The organism is Duganella phyllosphaerae, from assembly GCF_001758785.1.
GTDB classification, from domain to species: domain Bacteria; phylum Pseudomonadota; class Gammaproteobacteria; order Burkholderiales; family Burkholderiaceae_D; genus Rugamonas; species Rugamonas phyllosphaerae.
Map to the genome: position 1 here is coordinate 1 of NZ_LROM01000138.1, position 17,447 is coordinate 17,447.

Consider the following 17,447-nt stretch of genomic DNA (forward strand, 5'->3'; position numbering starts at 1 on the left):
GCCCTGCCCCACCCCGTCGTCGCCGTCATGCTGGGCGTCGCCATCTGCGCGGTGCCGGTGATCCTGCCGCATTTCGACCTCGCCAACTTGGCCGCCAACCTGTTCGCCTACTGCTTCGCTTGCGTGCTGGTGTACCCGTTCGCCGCGCTGCTGCGCCATAGCCTCACCAATGTCGTGCTGCTGTGGGCCGTCGCCGCCCTGCTGATGCTGGCAGCCTGCTTCTATCACACCAACATCATGGCCGAAACCGCCGACGCCCTGTGGCCGCAACGGCGCGACGCCACCGTCGCCAAGTTCCTGTTCAACCTGCCGCAAGTGACCCTGGGCGTGCTGGGCTGGTGGATACTGGTAATCCGCCCCGACCGCCGCGCACCTGTCTTGCACGACGAGGACGATGCCTTGTTCGAGTCGGAAGATACGCAACCCTGACTTGGGACGAAAAAAAACGGGCCGCAGCCCGTTTTTTTGTATCCGGTTAAATCCGGATTAACGCTGGTCCAGCGGCTTGACGTCGCGGACGGTCGAGCCGACGAACAGCTGGCGTGGACGGCCGATTTTCTGTTCTGGATCGGCGATCATTTCGTTCCACTGGGCGATCCAGCCAATGGTGCGGGCCATGGCGAAGATACCGGTGAACAGCGACACTGGAATGCCCAGCGCCGATTGCACGATGCCCGAGTAGAAATCGACGTTCGGGTACAGTTTGCGCGAGACGAAGTACTCGTCGTTCAGTGCAATCTTTTCCAGTTCCATCGCCAGCTTGAACAGCGGGTCGTCTTGCAGGCCCAGCTCTTCCAGCACTTCGTAGCAGGTCTCGCGCATCAGCTTGGCGCGCGGGTCGAAGTTCTTGTACACGCGGTGACCGAAGCCCATCAGCTTGACGCTCGAGTTCTTGTCCTTGACCTGCTCGATGAAGGCCGGGATGTTATCGACCGAACCGATTTCTTTGAGCATAGTCAGTGCGGCTTCGTTGGCGCCGCCGTGGGCGGGGCCCCACAGGCAGGCGATACCGGCAGCGATACAGGCGAACGGGTTGGCGCCCGACGAACCGGCCAGGCGGACGGTGGAGGTCGAAGCGTTTTGCTCGTGGTCCGCGTGCAGGATCAGGATGCGGTCCAGGGCGCGCACCAGCACGTCGTTGACCTTGTACTCTTCGCACGGGTTACCGAACATCATGCGCATGAAGTTGGCGCTGTACGACAGGTCGTTGCGCGGGTACATGAACGGCTGGCCCATCGAATACTTGTACGCCATGGCGACCAGGGTCGGCATCTTGGCGATCAGGCGGATGGCCGAAATTTCGCGCTGCTTGGCATCGTTGATGTCGAGCGAGTCGTGGTAGAACGACGCCAGCGCGCCGACGGTGCCAACCAGGACCGACATCGGGTGCGCATCGCGGCGGAAGCCACGGAAGAAGAATTGCATCTGCTCGTGCACCATCGTGTGCTTGGTGACGGTGTCAACGAACTCCTGCTTCTGAACGTTATTAGGCAGTTCGCCGTTCAGCAGCAGGTAGCACGATTCCATGAAGTCGGCATTGACGGCCAGTTGTTCGATCGGATAGCCGCGGTACTGCAGTTCGCCCTTGTCGCCGTCGATGTACGTGATCGACGAATTGCACGACGCGGTGGACATGAAGCCTGGATCGTAGGTGAACTTGCCGGTGCCGGCGTACAGCTTGCGAATGTCGATGACGTCGGGACCAACGGTGCCCTTGTAGATCGGGAATTCGACGGACGGGCTGCCATCGGAGAACGACAGGGTGGCTTTGTTATCAGAGGTGTTCATGGACTCTTCCTTCTTTTAGGGAGATGGTGCGAAAAAAGTTCTGGTGCCTGGCGGCCTGCCGCTTATGGCGTCAGGCCTGGCGCAACCGCTGCAGCAGTGCATGCACGTGCGGCAGGTCGATTTCGCCGTCCGGCTCCTTGCGGGCCAGTACCAGATCCATCAGGTCATTGTCCGACAAGTCGAGGAGCCGCGTGAACGCGTCCACTTCGTCGTCGGTCAATTCGGTTTCATGCGCATCGAGAAAACGGGTGAGGATGATGTCGTTTTCCAGAAGACCCCGGCGCGAGCGCCAACGCAGGCGCGCTCTGTTGGCTGGGTCCGACTGATGTGCTGATTGTTTCGGTTCAGTCATGGGTCACTACTTTACACTGCGCGCGCCGTTCATGCTGGAGCGCTACTTCTAAACGAAACGGGCGACGTTGCCGCCGCCCGCCACTGCGCCGTTAGATCGCGCGGCGTACCATCAATTCCTTGATTTTACCGATCGCCTTGTTCGGGTTCAGGCCTTTCGGACAGACGTCCACGCAATTCATGATCGAGTGGCAGCGGAACAGGCGGTACGGGTCTTCCAGGTTGTCCAGGCGCTCGCCGGTGGCTTCGTCGCGCGAGTCGGCGATGAAGCGGTAGGCTTGCAGCAGGCCGGCCGGGCCGACGAACTTGTCCGGGTTCCACCAGAACGACGGGCACGAGGTCGAGCAGCACGCGCACAGGATGCACTCGTACAGGCCATCGAGTTCTTCGCGTTCGGTCGGCGTTTGCAGGCGTTCTTTTTCAGGACGGATCGAGTCGTTGATCAGGTACGGCTTGACCGAATCGTACTGCTTGAAGAACTGGGTCATGTCGACGATCAGGTCGCGAATCACCGGCAGACCTGGCAGCGGACGCAGCACGATAGGCTCGCTCAGCTCGTTCAGGTTGGTGGTGCAGGCCAGGCCGTTCTTGCCGTTGATGTTCATTGCGTCCGAACCGCACACGCCTTCGCGGCACGAGCGGCGCAGGGCCAGCGAATCGTCCACGTCGGACTTGATGCGTTGCAGGGCGTCGAGCAGCATCTTGTCGGTGTCTTTCAACTCGACGGTGATGTCCTGCATGTACGGCTTCGCATCCTGGTCGGGATCGTAGCGGTAGATTTTCAGTTTGATAGTGCGTGCCATGTTCTAGCCTTAGAAAGTACGTGGTTTCGGTTTGAAGGTGTCGACCGTCAGTGGCTTGGTCACGACTGCCTTGTAGTCCAGGCGGTTGCCTTCCGAGAACCAGAGGGTGTGCTTCATCCAGTTGTCGTCGTCGCGGTGCGGGTAGTCGTCCTGGGCGTGGGCGCCGCGCGATTCCTTGCGGGCTGCTGCCGAGACGATGGTCGCCTTTGCGGTTTCGATCAGGTTGTCCAGCTCCAGCGCTTCGACGCGCGCGGTGTTGAACACTTTCGACTTGTCCTTGAACGATACGTGCTTGCGGCGCTCGTCGAGGACCATGATTTCCTTGACGCCCTGGTTCAGCATCTCGTCGGTACGGAACACGCCGCAGTACTTCTGCATCGTGGCGCGAATGTCGTTGGCGACGCCCTGCACTTTTTCGGTGCCGGTGGACGTTTCCAGCTTGTTCAGGCGGTCCATGGCGAAGTCGGAAGCGTCGGCCGGCAGCGGCTTGTTCTCTTTCTGCTTGAGGTTCGAGGCCACCACGTGGTTGCCGGCCGCGCGGCCGAACACCACCAGGTCGAGCAGCGAGTTGGTGCCCAGGCGGTTGGCGCCGTGCACCGAGACGCAGGCGCATTCGCCGATTGCGTACAAACCGTTGACAATCTTCTGGCTGCCGTCGGCGTTCGGGACCACCACTTGACCATGGATGTTGGTTGGAATACCGCCCATCTGGTAGTGAATGGTTGGTACGACCGGGATCGGTTCCTTGGTCGCATCGACGTTGGCGAACTTGTGGCCGATTTCCAGGATCGACGGCAGGCGCTTCTCGATGGTGTCCTTGCCGATGTGGCGCAGGTCCAGCATCACGTGGTCCTTGTTCGGACCGCAGCCACGGCCTTCCTTGATTTCCTGGTCCATCGAACGCGACACGAAGTCGCGTGGCGCCAGGTCTTTCAGCGTTGGCGCGTAACGTTCCATGAAACGCTCGCCTTCGGAGTTGATCAGGATACCGCCCTCGCCGCGCACACCCTCGGTAATCAGGACGCCCGCGCCGGCCACGCCGGTCGGGTGGAACTGCCAGAATTCCATGTCTTGCAGCGGCAAGCCGGCGCGTGCGGCCATGCCCATGCCGTCGCCGGTGTTGATGAACGCATTGGTCGATGCAGCAAAGATGCGACCCGCGCCGCCGGTGGCGAACATGGTGGTCTTCGCTTCGAGGATCATGACGTCGCCGGTTTCCATTTCCAGGGCAACCACGCCTACCACGTCGCCTTCGGCATCACGCACGAGGTCGAGCGCCATCCATTCGACGAAGAAGTGGGTACGGGCGCGGACGTTGCGCTGGTACAGCGTGTGCAGCAGGGCGTGACCGGTACGGTCGGCGGCGGCGCAAGCGCGCTGCACGGCTTTTTCGCCGAAGTTGGCGGTGTGGCCGCCGAACGGGCGCTGGTAAATCGTGCCGTCCGGGTTACGGTCGAACGGCATGCCGAAGTGTTCGAGCTCGTACACGACCTTCGGTGCTTCGCGGCACATGAATTCGATCGCATCCTGGTCGCCCAGGTAGTCGCCACCTTTGACGGTGTCGAACATGTGCCAGAACCAGCTGTCTTCGGCCATGTTGCCGAGCGACGCGCCGATGCCGCCTTGCGCTGCGACGGTGTGCGAACGGGTAGGGAAAACTTTCGACAGCACCGCCACGTTCAGACCGGCTTCAGCCAGTTGCAGGGATGCGCGCATGCCGGAACCGCCGGCGCCAACGATTACCGCGTCAAAGCGGCGGGTAGGGATTGCAGATTTGATTGCTGCCACGATTACACACTCCAGATTATCTGTACCGACCAGGCGGCACATGCGATCAGCCACAGGATGGTGGCTGCTTGCAGGGTCAGGCGAAGGCCGACCGGTTTAACGTAGTCCATCCACACGTCGCGCATGCCTACCCAGGCGTGGTAGAACAGTGCGAACAGGGTGACAGCGGAAATCAGCTTGAACCACTGCTGCGAGAACATGCCCGCCCAGCCTTCGTACGTGAAGTTCTGGCCGGTGAGGAAGGTGATCAGCAAGGCCGCGGTGTAAGCGACCATGACGACGGCGGTCACGCGTTGTGCCAGCCAGTCGCGCATGCCGTAGTGGGCGCCGACGACCAGGCGCTTCGGGCCGACGTTGTTGTTGACGTTATTTGCCATTTCAGAACACTCCAAACAGTTTCAGTGCCACCAGCACGGTCAGGGTCAGGCTCAGCGCCAGCACGGCAGCCGACGATTTACGGGCCGAATCCTTGTCCAGGCCGACGTGCAGGTCCATCACCAGGTGGCGGACGCCAGCGAACATGTGGTGCATGATGGCCCAGACCAGGGCGAGGATGAACAGCTTGACCAGCGGGTAGGTGACGAAACCCTGGTAGTGCGCGAAGGAGATCTCGGAGCGCAGGCTCTCTTGCAGCAAGTAGAGCACGAAGGGCAGCAAGGCGAAGATCAACACGCCGCTGATGCGGTGCAAAATCGACACGATGGCAGCGAGTGGCTGACGGTAATTCATGAGTTCGGTAACGTGGATATTACGGAACTCCGGCCGTTCTTTTTTGGGCGCGACCCGTACGGCTTCTGACATAACAAGACCTCCTAAACTTTGACAAAAATTGGGTGAAATCGGATGAAACATCGATTTTCGCCTATTTACCCTCATACAACCAATATCTATTGTTACATATAACTAAAATAGTGTTTTGCAACACACCCCAGCGGCCACTTTCCGTAGCTCAACGTATTATCAGCGCAACAATGCTACGAGCGTGTGACAGCCCCGTATTGTGCGCCTCTTGCAGCTTTTGTGCACTGCAAGAGTCTCCTGCTCCACTCCATGAGTTCGGTTCAAAGACGGTTCACCGCCCGGGTCCCGGCGCGCTCCCGCAACCGGCTCCCTGTTAACTTAATTCGTTGTGGTAATGATGCTGTTCGGTCAGATACAAACCGCGGCGCAACTCCACCGGCTTGTCGCCGTAGGTAAACGACACCCGTTCCGAGGCCAGCAGCGGCGTGCTGGCGGCGATCTTCAGCAGCGCAGCAGCGCCATCGTCGGCGCACACGGCGCGGATTTTTTCGGTCGCGCGGATCATGCGGGTGCCGAATTCGGACTCGAACAGGCCGTACATCGGCCCCTTGTACTCGACCAGCCGCTCGGCGGTCAGGCCCTTGAAGGTGGCGCCGGGCAGCCACAGTTCTTCGACGATGGTGGGTACGCCGTCGAACGACTGCACGCGCTTGATGAACACCACGGCGTCGCCGGCTTTGAGGTCGAGCAGGCGCGCCACATCGGCGGGCGCGCGCAGGCGCTTGACTTCGATGAATTTACTTTCAGGGTAATGAGGAACGCCTTCGTCGGGCATCAGTCGCAGGAAGCGGAAATGGGCGCGCGCTTCGTGGTGGGTGGAGACGAACGTGCCCTTGCCCTGCTTGCGCATCACCAGGTTTTCGGCGGCCAGCTCGTCGATGGCCTTGCGCACCGTGCCCTGGCTGACCTTGAAGCGGTTGGCCAGTTCGACCTCGCTGGGAATGAGCTCACCGGGTTTCCACTCGCCGCTTTGCAGGCTTTGCGTGATCAGCGCCTTGATTTGCTGATACAGTGGGGAGAACGTCGGCGCGATGGCGGCAACTGCGGTCGGCGCATTCACCGCACCTCCGGAACCGGGTCCCGTCACTACCGTGGACGAACCGGCAGCGCCACCGGCACCTGAGGCTGGGCTGTTGCTGTTCGAGTTGGGCGGGACGGTATTCATAGACCGAGATTTCACCACAAATACCCCTTGGCGTCCAGCAAAACCCGCCCGAACTTCTATGTCTTATATAAGACATAAGATACAATTGACAGATACCGGGCACAGGCCTACACTCCCCGGCCATGCGCTGCGTAGCGAGTGCTCAAAATTGCAGTATGATGTTGGACTGTATTCGACTCTGTTCTATACCTACCTTGGAGATTCATCATGGCAAAAACCCCAATGCGTGTTGCTGTTACCGGTGCAGCCGGTCAAATCGGCTACGCCCTGCTGTTCCGCATCGCTAACGGCGACATGCTCGGCAAAGACCAGCCAGTCATTCTGCAACTGCTGGAAATCGCCGACGAAAAGGCCCAGAAAGCGCTCAAGGGCGTCATGATGGAAATCGACGACTGCGCGTTCCCGCTGCTGACCGAGATGACCGCCCACTCCGATCCACTGACCGCCTTCAAGGATGTCGACGTCGCCGTGCTGGTTGGCGCCCGTCCACGCGGTCCTGGCATGGAACGTAAAGACCTGCTGGAAGCCAATGCCCAGATCTTCACCGTGCAAGGCAAGGCGCTCGACGCGGTCGCTTCGCGCAACGTCAAAGTTCTGGTCGTGGGCAATCCAGCCAACACCAACGCCTACATCGCCATGAAATCGGCGCCATCGCTGCCAGCGAAAAACTTCACCGCCATGCTGCGCCTGGACCACAACCGCGCGCTGTCGCAAGTGGCTGCCAAGACCGGCACCGCCGTCAAGGACATCGAAAAGCTGTGCGTATGGGGCAACCACTCGCCAACCATGTACGCCGACTACCGCTTCGCCACCACCGGCGGCAAGGCAGTTAAGGACCTGATCAACGACCAGGAATGGAACGCCAACACCTTCCTGCCAACCGTTGGCAAGCGCGGCGCGGCCATCATCGAAGCACGCGGCCTGTCGTCGGCTGCATCGGCTGCCAATGCCGCCATCGACCATATCCACGACTGGGTACTGGGCACCGCTGGCAAGTGGACCACCATGGGCGTGCCATCGGATGGTTCGTACGGCATCCCTGAAGGCACAGTATTCGGCTTCCCGGTCACCACCGAAAACGGCGAATACAAAATCGTTCAAGGCCTGGAAATCGACGCGTTCTCGCAAGAGCGCATCAACCTGACCCTGAAAGAACTGACCGAAGAGCGCGAAGGCGTCAAGCACCTGCTGCCATAACAGTCACTTCTTCATGAATGCTCGTGGAACCGGTTAATCTACCGATCCGCAGCACCCGCCGCGCTGCCAGAAGCAGCGCGGTTTCCGTTTCCGCCCCTACTTCTCTCCCCACCACTTCCTGCATGCATCCATCCGAGGTTTTATTCCAGGGTAATCGCCAGCCGCTCTTGCTGCCAGCTTGCGACCACTACGCCGGCTCCGAAAAGCTGATGCGTAAATCGATCGTCCTGCAACAAGAACTTGGTCCCGTATTCGACATCACGCTCGACTGCGAAGACGGCGCCAGCGCCGGCAACGAGGAGGCGCACGCCCAGCTGGTCGCCGAACTGCTGGCCTCCCCGGACAATCATCACCGCCGCATTGGCGCCCGCGTCCACGATGTCCACAGCCCATTCTTTGCGCGCGACATCGAGGTCATCGCCGGCGGCGTGGGCGCGCAGGCGCTGGCCTACATCGTCCTGCCCAAGGTGAACAGCGTGGCCGAGGTGATTGACGCGATCGCCTTCATCAACGGCCATGCGACGCAAGCCGGCCGCAGCGACCTGCCGGTGCACGTGCTGATCGAAACCCACGGTGCCCTGCGCGACGCCTACGACATCGCCGCCCTGCCCCAGGTTCAATGTCTGTCCTTCGGCATCATGGACTTCGTCTCGAGCCATTACGGCGCCATTCCCGGCGCGGCCATGCGCACGCCGGGCCAGTTTACCCACCCGCTGGTGGTGCGCGCCAAGCTCGAAATGGCAGCGGCCTGCCACGCCCACGGCAAGGTGCCGTCGCATAATGTCACCACCGAGATCAAGGATCCGGCCGTGGCCGCCAACGACGCCCAGCGCGCTGCCGCCGAATTCGGCTACACGCGCATGTGGAGCATCCACCCGGACCAGATCAAGCCGATCGTCAAGACGTTTACGCCGCGCCTGTCCGAAGTGAACGAAGCGGCCGCCATCCTGCACGAAGCGGCAAATGTCCAGTGGGGGCCCATCTCCCAAAATGGGCGCTTGCACGACCGCGCCAGCTACCGATATTATTGGACCATCTTGCAGCGCGCCAGGCTCGCGGGGCTTACCCTGCCCGAGTCGGCTGCCGCATTGATGCAGCCACCCCCCGTCCACCCTCTGGAACCACACTGATGTCCATCTCCAAAATCCTGCTGGCCTGCGGACTTGCCATGGCCTCGCTGAGCCTGGCCACCGCGCCGGCAGCGGCCGCCGTCGAAACCAAGCCGGCCGCCAAGAAAACCGTAAAGAAAGCCACCGCAAAATCCAAGGCCAAGGCCAAGAAAGCCGTGGAAGCGCCGGTCGTACCGAAAGAACCGAACCCGGAAGAAGACGAACCGGTGATCACCGACTCGAGCGTTACCGAGTTCGATTGCGAACTGGGCAACAAGGTCGCCATCTACCAGAACGTGGGCGACGTCGACCATATCGCGCTGCGCTGGAAAAAGCGCCTGCACCGCCTGACGCGCGTAGGCACCACCACCGGCGCCCAGCGCTTCGAAAACCAGCTGTACGGCCTGATCTGGATCGGTATTCCGGCCAAGAGCATGCTGCTCGATTCGAAACTCAATCGCCAGCTGGCCAACGAGTGCCGCACACCGGAGCAACTGCAACCGGTCGCCATCACTGAAAAGCCGGTCGAGTCGACCACCACCGTGGTGCAGTAAGGCGTTTTGGCCGGCCGCGCACGCTTGCGCACGGTCGGCACTGTTTTAGTTCATCATTTGACGATACCCACTGAAGGAGATGTCATGTCCCGTAACACTTTGAACACGCTCAAGGAATTCAACATTTCGGGCAAAAAGGCGAAGTTCTACTCGCTGCCCGCACTGGAGAAGAGCCTGGGCACCAAAATCTCCCGCCTGCCGGTATCGATCCGCGTGGTGCTGGAGTCCGTGCTGCGTAACTGCGACGGCAAAAAAGTTACCGAAGAACACGTCAAGCAACTGGCCAACTGGGGCGCCACCGCCGAGCGCACCGACGAAATCCCGTTCGTCGTGGCCCGCGTGGTGCTGCAGGACTTCACCGGCGTGCCGCTGCTGGCCGACCTGGCCGCAATGCGCAACGTCGCCTACAAGATGGGCATCAACGCCAAGAAAATCGAGCCGCTGGTGCCGGTCGACCTGGTAGTCGACCACTCGGTCACCATCGACCACTTCCGCGAGCCGGGCGCGCTGGACCTGAACATGAAGCTGGAATTCTCGCGCAATAACGAGCGCTACCAGTTCATGAAATGGGGCATGCAGGCATTCGACACCTTCGGCGTGGTGCCACCGGGCTTCGGCATCGTTCACCAGGTCAACCTGGAATACCTGGCGCGCGGCGTCCACAAGGACAACGACGGCGTGTACTACCCTGACTCGCTGGTCGGCACCGACTCGCACACCACCATGATCAACGGCATCGGCGTGGTCGGCTGGGGCGTGGGCGGCATCGAGGCCGAAGCCGGCATGCTGGGCCAACCCGTGTACTTCCTGACCCCGGACGTGATCGGCGTGAACCTGACCGGCGTGCTGCGCGAAGGCTGCACCGCGACCGACCTGGTGCTGACCATCACCGAACTGCTGCGTAAAGAGAAAGTCGTCGGCAAGTTCGTCGAGTTCTTCGGCGAAGGCACCGAGACGCTGTCGGTCACCGACCGCGCCACCATCGCCAACATGGCGCCCGAATACGGCGCCACCATGGGCTTCTTCCCGGTCGACGACGCCACCATCGAATACTTCGAAGGCACCGGCCGCACCAAGGCCGAGATCGACGCCTTTGCCGCCTACTTCAAGGCGCAGGGCATGTACGGCGTCTCGAAAGCCGGCGACATCGACTACACACGCGTGGTCGAGCTGAACCTGACCACCGTCACGCCTTCCCTGGCAGGTCCGAAGCGCCCGCAAGACCGTATCGAAATCGGCAACGTCAAGGCCAACTTCACCGAACTGTTCTCCAAGCCGACCACCGAGAACGGCTTCAACAAGAATCCGGACGACCTGCAAAAGACCTACACCACCAGCGACGGCGTCCACGTGAAAAACGGCGACGTGCTGATCGCTGCAATCACCTCGTGCACCAACACCTCGAACCCGAGCGTGCTGCTGGCCGCCGGCCTGTTGGCGAAAAAAGCGGTGGAAGCCGGCTTGACCGTGGCGCCGCACATCAAATCGTCGCTGGCGCCTGGCTCGCGCGTGGTCACCGAGTACCTGACCGCTGCCGGCCTGCTGCCATACCTGGAGCAACTGGGCTTTGGCGTGACCGCTTACGGTTGCACCACCTGTATCGGTAACGCCGGCGACCTGACCGCCGGTCTGAACGCCGCCATCACCCAGAACGACATCGTCGCCTCGGCCGTGCTGTCCGGTAACCGTAACTTCGAAGCGCGGATCCACCCGAACATCCGCTCGAACTTCCTGGCTTCGCCACCGCTGGTGGTCGCCTACGCCATCGCCGGCAACATGACCGTCGATCTGATGACCCAGCCGGTTGGCAAGGGCAAGGACGGCCGCGACGTGTACCTGGGCGACATCTGGCCGACCTCGCAGGAGATCGCCAAGCTGATGAAGTTCGCGATGAACTCGAAAGTGTTCAAGACCAACTACGCCGACGTCAAGGGCAACCCGGGCAAGTTGTGGGAACACGTCTCGACCACCGAAGGACAGGTGTACAACTGGCCTGAATCGACCTACATCGCCGAGCCGCCGTTCTTCGACGGCTTCACGATGGAGCCGGTCGTCACCGAAGCCGGTGTCACCGGTGCGCGTGCGCTGGGCGTGTTCGGCGACTCGATCACCACCGACCACATCTCGCCAGCGGGCTCGATCAAGGAAGACGGTCCTGCCGGTAAATGGCTGCTGGCCAATGGCGTGCTGAAAGCCGACTTCAACTCGTACGGCTCGCGCCGCGGCAACCACGAGATCATGATGCGCGGTACGTTTGCCAACGTGCGTATCAAGAACCGCATGATCCCGGCCAAGCCTGACGGCTCGGCAGTGGAAGGCGGCATCACGATCCACCAGCCATCGGGCGAACAGCTGTCGATCTACGACGCGGCCATGAAGTACGTTGCCGAAGGTACGCCAACCATGATCTTCGGCGGCGAAGAATACGGTACCGGCTCCTCGCGCGACTGGGCTGCCAAGGGCACCCAGCTGCTGGGCGTGAAAGCCGTGATCGTGCGCTCGTTCGAACGTATCCACCGCTCGAACCTGGTGGGCATGGGCGTGCTGCCGTTGCAATTCCTCGGCAACGACAGCGTCGAGACCCTGGGCATCACCGGCAAGGAAACCTACGACCTGAAAGGCCTCGAAGGCGAGATCAAGCCACAGCAAACCGCCACCCTGGTAATCCACCGCGCCGACGGTTCGAGCACCGAAGTGAAAGTGCTGCTGCGTATCGATACCCCGATCGAAGTCGACTACTACAAGCATGGCGGCATCCTGCCGTTCGTGCTGCGCCAGTTGCTCGCTGCGTAACGGTCGTTTAAAAAAGATCGCAGCGTCGTTGCAGCGCCTTGCCGTGCAGGCGCACTGTCTGCGGCGCTGCGCCTCGCTGCGATGATTTTTAAACAACCTCGTGATTGGAAAGCGCCGGCTAGTCCGGCGCTTTTTTTATGCCTGCACCATCGGTAGCCTTGATTTACGGGTTTCATCTACAATATGGTGCATAAGGGTTATGATCTGCATGACCGATCCGTTTTTTATTGCTTTCCCTTACCTGAGAATTTTATAGCGCCATGCGTCGTCCATCTAAAGATTCATCCCAAAAATTGTCCGCCGAGAGCCAGCGCCTGGTCAGCCATGCGCAGGCAGTCGGGCAAGCTGCCAGCCGTCTTGAAGAGCGGGCCTGGGAGCGCAGCCTCGATGCGCAGCTGCAAAAGCTGCTCAAGACCGGCCACCAGGACACCATCGACGCCACCCTCAACGCCCTGTTCCGCGAAGACCTCAATGCCTACGACGTCCTGATGGACGGCGTGGAAGCGGCCAGCGAATCGAGCTCCATCATGCTCGAGACCGCCGACGGTGTGTCCAAGCCCTACGATGTGCTGCTGGTTGCCGCGCCGATCCTGGCCTGGACCCGTTTCGCCATCGCTTCGGGTCCGATCCCGGCCGATATCCTGACCACGCTGTCGGCCCACTTCTCGGCCCACTTGCTGGCCGACGGCACGCAGATGGCGATGTCGCCCACGCTGTTCTCGATCGACCAGCTGCCGCGCAGCCACGTGGAAACCTGGGGCAAGGTGCACAAGCTGGCGCAGGCCGCCCTCAAGGGCACCGTGCTCAAGGCCGACACCAAGGTGCCGGAAACCGCGCCATTCCTGGCCGATACGCGCTACCTGATGGTGGCCGTGGTGGCGCCGGCCGGCGCCCCGCTGTTCCGCTGGCAGATGCCGGCGCACCAGGCCAACTTCGCTACCGAGCGCGCCAACGTGCTGGAACAATGGCGCGCGCAGGCCACGCCGACGGTCAACCGCCTGCTGCCAGGCTGCGGCGTGGAATTGCTGCTGCCGGAAGCCTATTACATGGCCTGCCGCGAAGCGGACAAGCAAATCCGCCCGGTCTCGATCCGCGCTGCCGTGCACTACCTCACGCACACGCTGGCGATCGAACCGTCGGAACTGCGCGCCGTCATCGCCGGCTTCGGTGAAGAAAATGGCGAAGGCCAGATCGACGAATACCGCGTGGCATTCACCCGCCGCTCGTCGCCCGACGTGATCTACGGCGTGGTGTGGCCCTTGTACGGCCAGGAAGACGAGGAAGGCACGCCGCCGGAAGGCCCGACCGCGCTGCTGCCCACGGTGCAAAAACCGATCACGCCGATGGACGACATCGTCAACCACCTGAACGAAGCGGGCGTCACGCAGATCAAGCGCCATGCCGAGCGTTACGTGGTGGAGTTCTGCGACGACTGCGGCGCGCCGCTGTTTGCCGACCCGGTCGGCGAGCTGGCGCACGCCGAGATGCCGGAAGATACCCCTACCGGGACCGAGCACTTCCATTAAAAAAGGCCCGCAAGGGCCTTTTTTTACGTCGCTTGCTACGTCGCGTCAGGCCGATGCAGGCCCGGCGCCAGCACCGAGGCACGCCTGTTCGCAGCGACGGCAAGCGTCGGCACATGCCTGGCAATGCGCTGCCGTATGACTGGCGCACTCGCTCGCGCACTGGGTGCAGATGGCGGCGCACTGTGCGCATATCGCCTCCAGGAATTCGCTGGCCCGCGCGGCGTAACTCGCAGTGAGGCGGCACATGAGCGCACAGTCGATGTCGAGCCTGATACAGCGCGCCATCATCGTGACATCGTCTTCTGCCAGACACGACGAAGCACACCGGTCGCACGCAGTGGCGCATGCATTACACGCGTCGATGATCTCCTGTAGCTGTAGTTGATCCATAATCCCTCCGGTCAGAATTGTTCATTGAAATCGTGCGGTGGTCGCGTGAGGCCTGGCGATCCGCATATACAGCACGCGCTTCAAAATCTTCCCGTCCACGCCATTTGCCACCAGGTACCGGTTCGCCTCCGCACTGCCGGCGATCGCCTGCAACGCTATGCCGTTATCGACGATTTGCTGCATGCGCTCATCGGTACGGAGACGGAATTTCCTTGCCCTGGCCATGACGTCCTCCAAGTGTTGGGAGTAGCACGATCTTATCCCCCCAAATACAGTCGTGCTTGTAGGCAGGCGCAAAGAGACCGAGTAAGAAAAGCCCTACGTCGCATGGACGAAAAAAAACCCCGCTCTTCATCGAAGGTCGGGGTTGCTCGTCCGTGGACCGGCGGACTACAGCCGTTTCGTTACCAGTTGCAGTACGGATGCCTGATCAGGTTGGAGTTGTAGTAGCGCGCGTCGTCGGTCACTTCGTCACTCACCCAGTCAGGCTGATCGAACGCCTCGTCTTCGGCGCCCAGTTCGATCTCGGCCACCACCAGTCCCGCGTTCGCGCCGAGGAATTCATCGACTTCCCACACGTGCGCGCCAACGGCGATCTTGCGCCGGTATTTTTCGATCAGCGGCTGCTCGCACAGGCCGTCGAGCAATTCGGCGGCGTCAGCCACGGGAATCGGATACTCCCACTCGCCGCGCGTGGCGCCCACGCTTTTGCTCTTGATGGTGATGACGGCGCGCTCGCCCTCGATACGCACGCGCACCGTGCGCTCCTTTTGCGAGGACAGGTACCCCTGGCGGAAGAACACCGGCTCGCCCAGCGTCTTCCAGGCGCTGCCCTGCACCAGGAATTTGCGCTCGATCTCGACGCCCATGATCAGTAGTCGTCCAGCGACAGCAGGATCGGTTGCAGGATGGACGCGCCGAGCGCCGCCGAGCGGGCGCCGTTCCAGCCCACGCGCGGATCGGGCAGATCGGCGTTGTCCTTGAACGGCATTTCGAGCGTCAAGGCCAGGCAGCCGAAGTGATGGCCCACGTACTTGGAAGCGAGCGTGAGCATGTCTTCCTTGTACTTGCTGGCCGCGTAGCCTACCTTGTCCTGGAAGTCCGGCGTGGCGTTCTTGTAGCGGTCGATGAAGGCCTGCTGCTTGGCGCGGCGCTCGTCGCTGAAGTTTTCCAGCATCTCGTTACCGGCCACGAAGTTGTAGGGCAGCGCTTCGTCGCCGTGGATGTCGAAGAACATGTCGATGCCGGTCTCGTGCATCTTCTGTTTGACGCACAATACTTCGGGGCTGCGCTCGAGGGTTGGCGTCATCCACTCGCGATTGAGGTTGGCGCCGGCCGCGTTGGTGCGCAGGTTGCCGCGCACCGAGCCGTCCGGGTTCATGTTCGGCACGATGTAGAAGACGCAGCGCTGCAGCAGCTTGCGGGCGATCGGATTGGCGTCGTCGAGCAGCGAATCGATCAGGCCTTCGATAAACCATTCGGCCATCGATTCGCCCGGGTGCTGGCGTGCGATGAACCAGATTTTTTTCGGTGCATCGGGCTCGCCGATCACCACCAGGTTCATGTCCCGGCCATCGACCGTGCTACCCAGGTCCTGGACCTTCGCCAGCGGGTGCTCGCCCACTTCGCCCAACAGGCGCAGGTGGCGCTCGAACGAATATGGCTCGAAGTAGGCGTAGTAGATGCTGTCGGTATCGGGCGTGTGCTTGATGGTCATGACCGCGCCGTCAAAGCTGGTGGGCACGCGGAACCAGGTTTCGCCATCGTAGCTGGCCACTGCGTTGTAGTTCTCGTAGCCCTTGGCGTAGGTGGCTTCGCCGGCGTTGAGAACACGCATGCGCACCGCCTGCCCCGCCGCGCCTTGCAGGCGGAAATGGAACCACTGGTGGATGTCCGCGTGCGAGTCCTTGCGCAGCTTGAGGTCGATGGCGTCGGCGGTTTCCGCGCGCACCACTTCGATGGCGCCCGAGTCGAAATTCTGGCTGATTTTGATGGTCATGGTCGATCCAATATAGGTAAATACCGATGACGCTATTTTACCAGCGGCGGCAGGGTGTGCAGCGCCACGCCCTCGATCACATCCACCTTGGATTCCCACGGCCTCGACGCGATCATGCGCTGCGCCTCTTCATAGCCGGCCTGCCAGCGCGCGCTGATCCCGGTGGACGAAAAATCGATGTCCTTGGTATGGTCCTCGTCGCCGATGCGCGGCGCCACCAGCGACAGCACGTGCATGGTGGTGCCGCAGCCCCAGCACGACAGGTCGCGCACCTCGGGCAGCGCCGCGATCTCGGGCGGCAGGTGCAGGCTCAGTTCGCGGATCACGTGACGCAGCCGGTGCAGCTTGCGCTGCTGCTCGATCTGGCTCGAGCGGCTGGCGTACTGGATCTCTTTCTGCTTGTCGAGCACGTCGAGGATGCTTTGCGGTTCCGGGCCATCCGGGTTCCACACCTGCACCGAGAAGATCACCGAGCTGCGGCGCGGTTCGTCATCGAGCACCGCTTCGATCGGCGTGTTGGAATAGATGCCGCCGTCCCAGTACGGTTCGCCGTCGATACGCACGGCCGGAAAAGCGGGGGGCAGCGCGGCGGACGCCATCACGTGGTCGGCAGTGAGCGTGTCGCGGCTGCTGTCGAAGTAGCGCATGGCGCCGTTGCGGGCATTGACCGCACCGATGGTGAAGCGCGGCTGCTGGTGATTGAGGTAGTCGTAATCGATCAGCTGTTCGAGCGTGGCGCGCAGCGGGCCGGTTTGATAGAACGACGCATGCTCCACGCCGACTTTCGCATCGGGATTCCACCAGGCGGTGGGATTCGGTTCGAAAAACGCAGGGATGCCCTGCCCGATCGTGACGGCGTTGGCGAACGTGCGCGGCAAGGACGTCACGCCGAGTGCGTTGCGCTCCATCCGTTCCCAGAATTCGCGCAGGCGCTCGAGGCGCTGTGCCGGTGGATTGCCGGCGATGATGGCGCCGTTGATGGCGCCGATCGAGGTACCGATCACCCAGTCGGGTTCCAGCCCCGCCTCGTGCATGGCCTGGTACACGCCCAGCTGGTAAGCGCCCAAGGCGCCGCCGCCCTGCAGGACCAGGACAACCTGGCCAACAGGGGGCGACGAGGCGGAGTTCGAAGCAGGTGCGGGGGTGCGGTTCAAACGGTACTCCACGTTGGTGGCAACGTGGA

The 17,447-nt window shown here is 61.7% G+C and carries 18 protein-coding genes; 6 read left to right on the forward strand and 12 right to left on the reverse strand.

All coding sequences use genetic code 11. The features are described 5' to 3' along the window. Positions 1 to 429: hypothetical protein (locus tag DUPY_RS23415; protein WP_229255480.1), on the forward strand; the 429-nt coding region annotated here is incomplete at its 5' end. Positions 430 to 486: 57 nt separating this feature from the next. Here DUPY_RS23415 and gltA read toward each other — a convergent pair. From gltA to DUPY_RS23450, 7 genes are all read right to left on the reverse strand, one after another. Continuing rightward, on the reverse strand, positions 487 to 1,788 hold the full coding sequence (gltA, locus tag DUPY_RS23420; RefSeq protein ID WP_070251567.1) for a citrate synthase: 1,302 nt from the start codon (positions 1,786 to 1,788) through the stop codon (positions 487 to 489). Positions 1,789 to 1,858: 70 nt separating this feature from the next. Continuing rightward, positions 1,859 to 2,140 (reverse strand): FAD assembly factor SdhE, encoded by a 282-nt coding sequence (locus tag DUPY_RS23425; RefSeq protein WP_070251568.1) that lies wholly within the window; start codon positions 2,138 to 2,140, stop codon positions 1,859 to 1,861. Between the two features lie 91 nt (positions 2,141 to 2,231). Beyond that, on the reverse strand, positions 2,232 to 2,942 hold the full coding sequence (locus DUPY_RS23430; protein ID WP_070251569.1) for a succinate dehydrogenase iron-sulfur subunit: 711 nt from the start codon (positions 2,940 to 2,942) through the stop codon (positions 2,232 to 2,234). A 9-nt stretch (positions 2,943 to 2,951) separates the two neighbouring features. After that, positions 2,952 to 4,730 (reverse strand): succinate dehydrogenase flavoprotein subunit, encoded by a 1,779-nt coding sequence (gene sdhA, locus DUPY_RS23435; protein WP_070251570.1) that lies wholly within the window; start codon positions 4,728 to 4,730, stop codon positions 2,952 to 2,954. Between the two features lie 2 nt (positions 4,731 to 4,732). Then, entirely contained in the window at positions 4,733 to 5,107 is a 375-nt protein-coding gene (gene sdhD / locus DUPY_RS23440; RefSeq protein ID WP_070251571.1) for a succinate dehydrogenase, hydrophobic membrane anchor protein, read from the reverse strand. Position 5,108: 1 nt separating this feature from the next. Then, positions 5,109 to 5,531, reverse strand: a complete 423-nt coding sequence (gene sdhC, locus DUPY_RS23445; RefSeq protein WP_070251572.1) for a succinate dehydrogenase, cytochrome b556 subunit — start codon at positions 5,529 to 5,531, stop codon at positions 5,109 to 5,111. A gap of 313 nt (positions 5,532 to 5,844) precedes the next feature. After that, positions 5,845 to 6,696 (reverse strand): GntR family transcriptional regulator, encoded by an 852-nt coding sequence (locus DUPY_RS23450; RefSeq protein WP_070251573.1) that lies wholly within the window; start codon positions 6,694 to 6,696, stop codon positions 5,845 to 5,847. A gap of 207 nt (positions 6,697 to 6,903) precedes the next feature. Between DUPY_RS23450 and DUPY_RS23455 the strand changes: the two genes are divergently transcribed. From DUPY_RS23455 to DUPY_RS23475, 5 genes are all read left to right on the forward strand, one after another. Then, positions 6,904 to 7,893: a malate dehydrogenase gene (locus tag DUPY_RS23455; RefSeq protein ID WP_070251574.1), complete on the forward strand. Its 990-nt coding sequence runs from the start codon at positions 6,904 to 6,906 to the stop codon at positions 7,891 to 7,893. Between the two features lie 122 nt (positions 7,894 to 8,015). After that, complete coding sequence (locus DUPY_RS23460; protein WP_070251575.1) at positions 8,016 to 9,023, forward strand: HpcH/HpaI aldolase/citrate lyase family protein; 1,008 nt, start codon at positions 8,016 to 8,018, stop codon at positions 9,021 to 9,023. Then, entirely contained in the window at positions 9,023 to 9,556 is a 534-nt protein-coding gene (locus DUPY_RS23465) for a hypothetical protein (RefSeq protein ID WP_070251576.1), read from the forward strand. Before DUPY_RS23460 ends, DUPY_RS23465 begins: the two co-directional genes overlap by 1 nt. Positions 9,557 to 9,640: 84 nt before the next feature. Next, positions 9,641 to 12,349, forward strand: coding sequence for an aconitate hydratase AcnA (gene acnA / locus DUPY_RS23470; RefSeq protein WP_070251577.1), 2,709 nt, complete (start codon positions 9,641 to 9,643; stop codon positions 12,347 to 12,349). A gap of 260 nt (positions 12,350 to 12,609) precedes the next feature. Continuing rightward, the gene (locus DUPY_RS23475; RefSeq protein WP_070251578.1) at positions 12,610 to 13,875 is read left to right on the forward strand and encodes a DUF2863 family protein; all 1,266 of its coding nucleotides are present in this window, start codon (positions 12,610 to 12,612) and stop codon (positions 13,873 to 13,875) included. Positions 13,876 to 13,920: 45 nt separating this feature from the next. Here the strand turns inward: DUPY_RS23475 and DUPY_RS29365 are convergent, their stop codons facing one another. From DUPY_RS29365 to DUPY_RS23500, 5 genes are all read right to left on the reverse strand, one after another. After that, a complete protein-coding gene (locus DUPY_RS29365; RefSeq protein WP_070251579.1) occupies positions 13,921 to 14,265 on the reverse strand; it encodes a four-helix bundle copper-binding protein in 345 nt (114 codons plus the stop codon). Between the two features lie 21 nt (positions 14,266 to 14,286). Beyond that, positions 14,287 to 14,448 carry a hypothetical protein gene (locus DUPY_RS28500; protein WP_167359104.1) on the reverse strand — a complete coding sequence of 54 codons (162 nt, stop codon included), beginning with the start codon at positions 14,446 to 14,448 and terminating at the stop codon, positions 14,287 to 14,289. 221 nt (positions 14,449 to 14,669) lie between these two features. Continuing rightward, a complete protein-coding gene (locus DUPY_RS23490; RefSeq protein WP_070251581.1) occupies positions 14,670 to 15,134 on the reverse strand; it encodes a CYTH domain-containing protein in 465 nt (154 codons plus the stop codon). A 2-nt stretch (positions 15,135 to 15,136) separates the two neighbouring features. Continuing rightward, a complete protein-coding gene (locus DUPY_RS23495; protein ID WP_070251582.1) occupies positions 15,137 to 16,264 on the reverse strand; it encodes a M14 family metallopeptidase in 1,128 nt (375 codons plus the stop codon). Positions 16,265 to 16,296: 32 nt separating this feature from the next. Next, positions 16,297 to 17,418: a patatin-like phospholipase family protein gene (locus DUPY_RS23500; protein WP_070251604.1), complete on the reverse strand. Its 1,122-nt coding sequence runs from the start codon at positions 17,416 to 17,418 to the stop codon at positions 16,297 to 16,299. Positions 17,419 to 17,447: the final 29 nt, after the last annotated feature.

Coding starts and splice junctions, on each gene's coding strand:
- sdhD (WP_070251571.1), bottom strand. CDS start 5,107: ATGGCAAATAACGTCAACAACAACGTCGGCCCGAAGCGCCTGGTCGTC.
- DUPY_RS29365 (WP_070251579.1), bottom strand. CDS start 14,265: ATGGATCAACTACAGCTACAGGAGATCATCGACGCGTGTAATGCATGC.
- acnA (WP_070251577.1), top strand. CDS start 9,641: ATGTCCCGTAACACTTTGAACACGCTCAAGGAATTCAACATTTCGGGC.
- DUPY_RS23490 (WP_070251581.1), bottom strand. CDS start 15,134: ATGGGCGTCGAGATCGAGCGCAAATTCCTGGTGCAGGGCAGCGCCTGG.
- DUPY_RS23430 (WP_070251569.1), bottom strand. CDS start 2,942: ATGGCACGCACTATCAAACTGAAAATCTACCGCTACGATCCCGACCAG.
- DUPY_RS23450 (WP_070251573.1), bottom strand. CDS start 6,696: ATGAATACCGTCCCGCCCAACTCGAACAGCAACAGCCCAGCCTCAGGT.
- DUPY_RS23460 (WP_070251575.1), top strand. CDS start 8,016: ATGCATCCATCCGAGGTTTTATTCCAGGGTAATCGCCAGCCGCTCTTG.
- DUPY_RS23475 (WP_070251578.1), top strand. CDS start 12,610: ATGCGTCGTCCATCTAAAGATTCATCCCAAAAATTGTCCGCCGAGAGC.
- DUPY_RS23465 (WP_070251576.1), top strand. CDS start 9,023: ATGTCCATCTCCAAAATCCTGCTGGCCTGCGGACTTGCCATGGCCTCG.
- DUPY_RS28500 (WP_167359104.1), bottom strand. CDS start 14,448: ATGCAGCAAATCGTCGATAACGGCATAGCGTTGCAGGCGATCGCCGGC.
- DUPY_RS23495 (WP_070251582.1), bottom strand. CDS start 16,264: ATGACCATCAAAATCAGCCAGAATTTCGACTCGGGCGCCATCGAAGTG.
- DUPY_RS23425 (WP_070251568.1), bottom strand. CDS start 2,140: ATGACTGAACCGAAACAATCAGCACATCAGTCGGACCCAGCCAACAGA.
- DUPY_RS23455 (WP_070251574.1), top strand. CDS start 6,904: ATGGCAAAAACCCCAATGCGTGTTGCTGTTACCGGTGCAGCCGGTCAA.
- gltA (WP_070251567.1), bottom strand. CDS start 1,788: ATGAACACCTCTGATAACAAAGCCACCCTGTCGTTCTCCGATGGCAGC.
- sdhC (WP_070251572.1), bottom strand. CDS start 5,531: ATGTCAGAAGCCGTACGGGTCGCGCCCAAAAAAGAACGGCCGGAGTTC.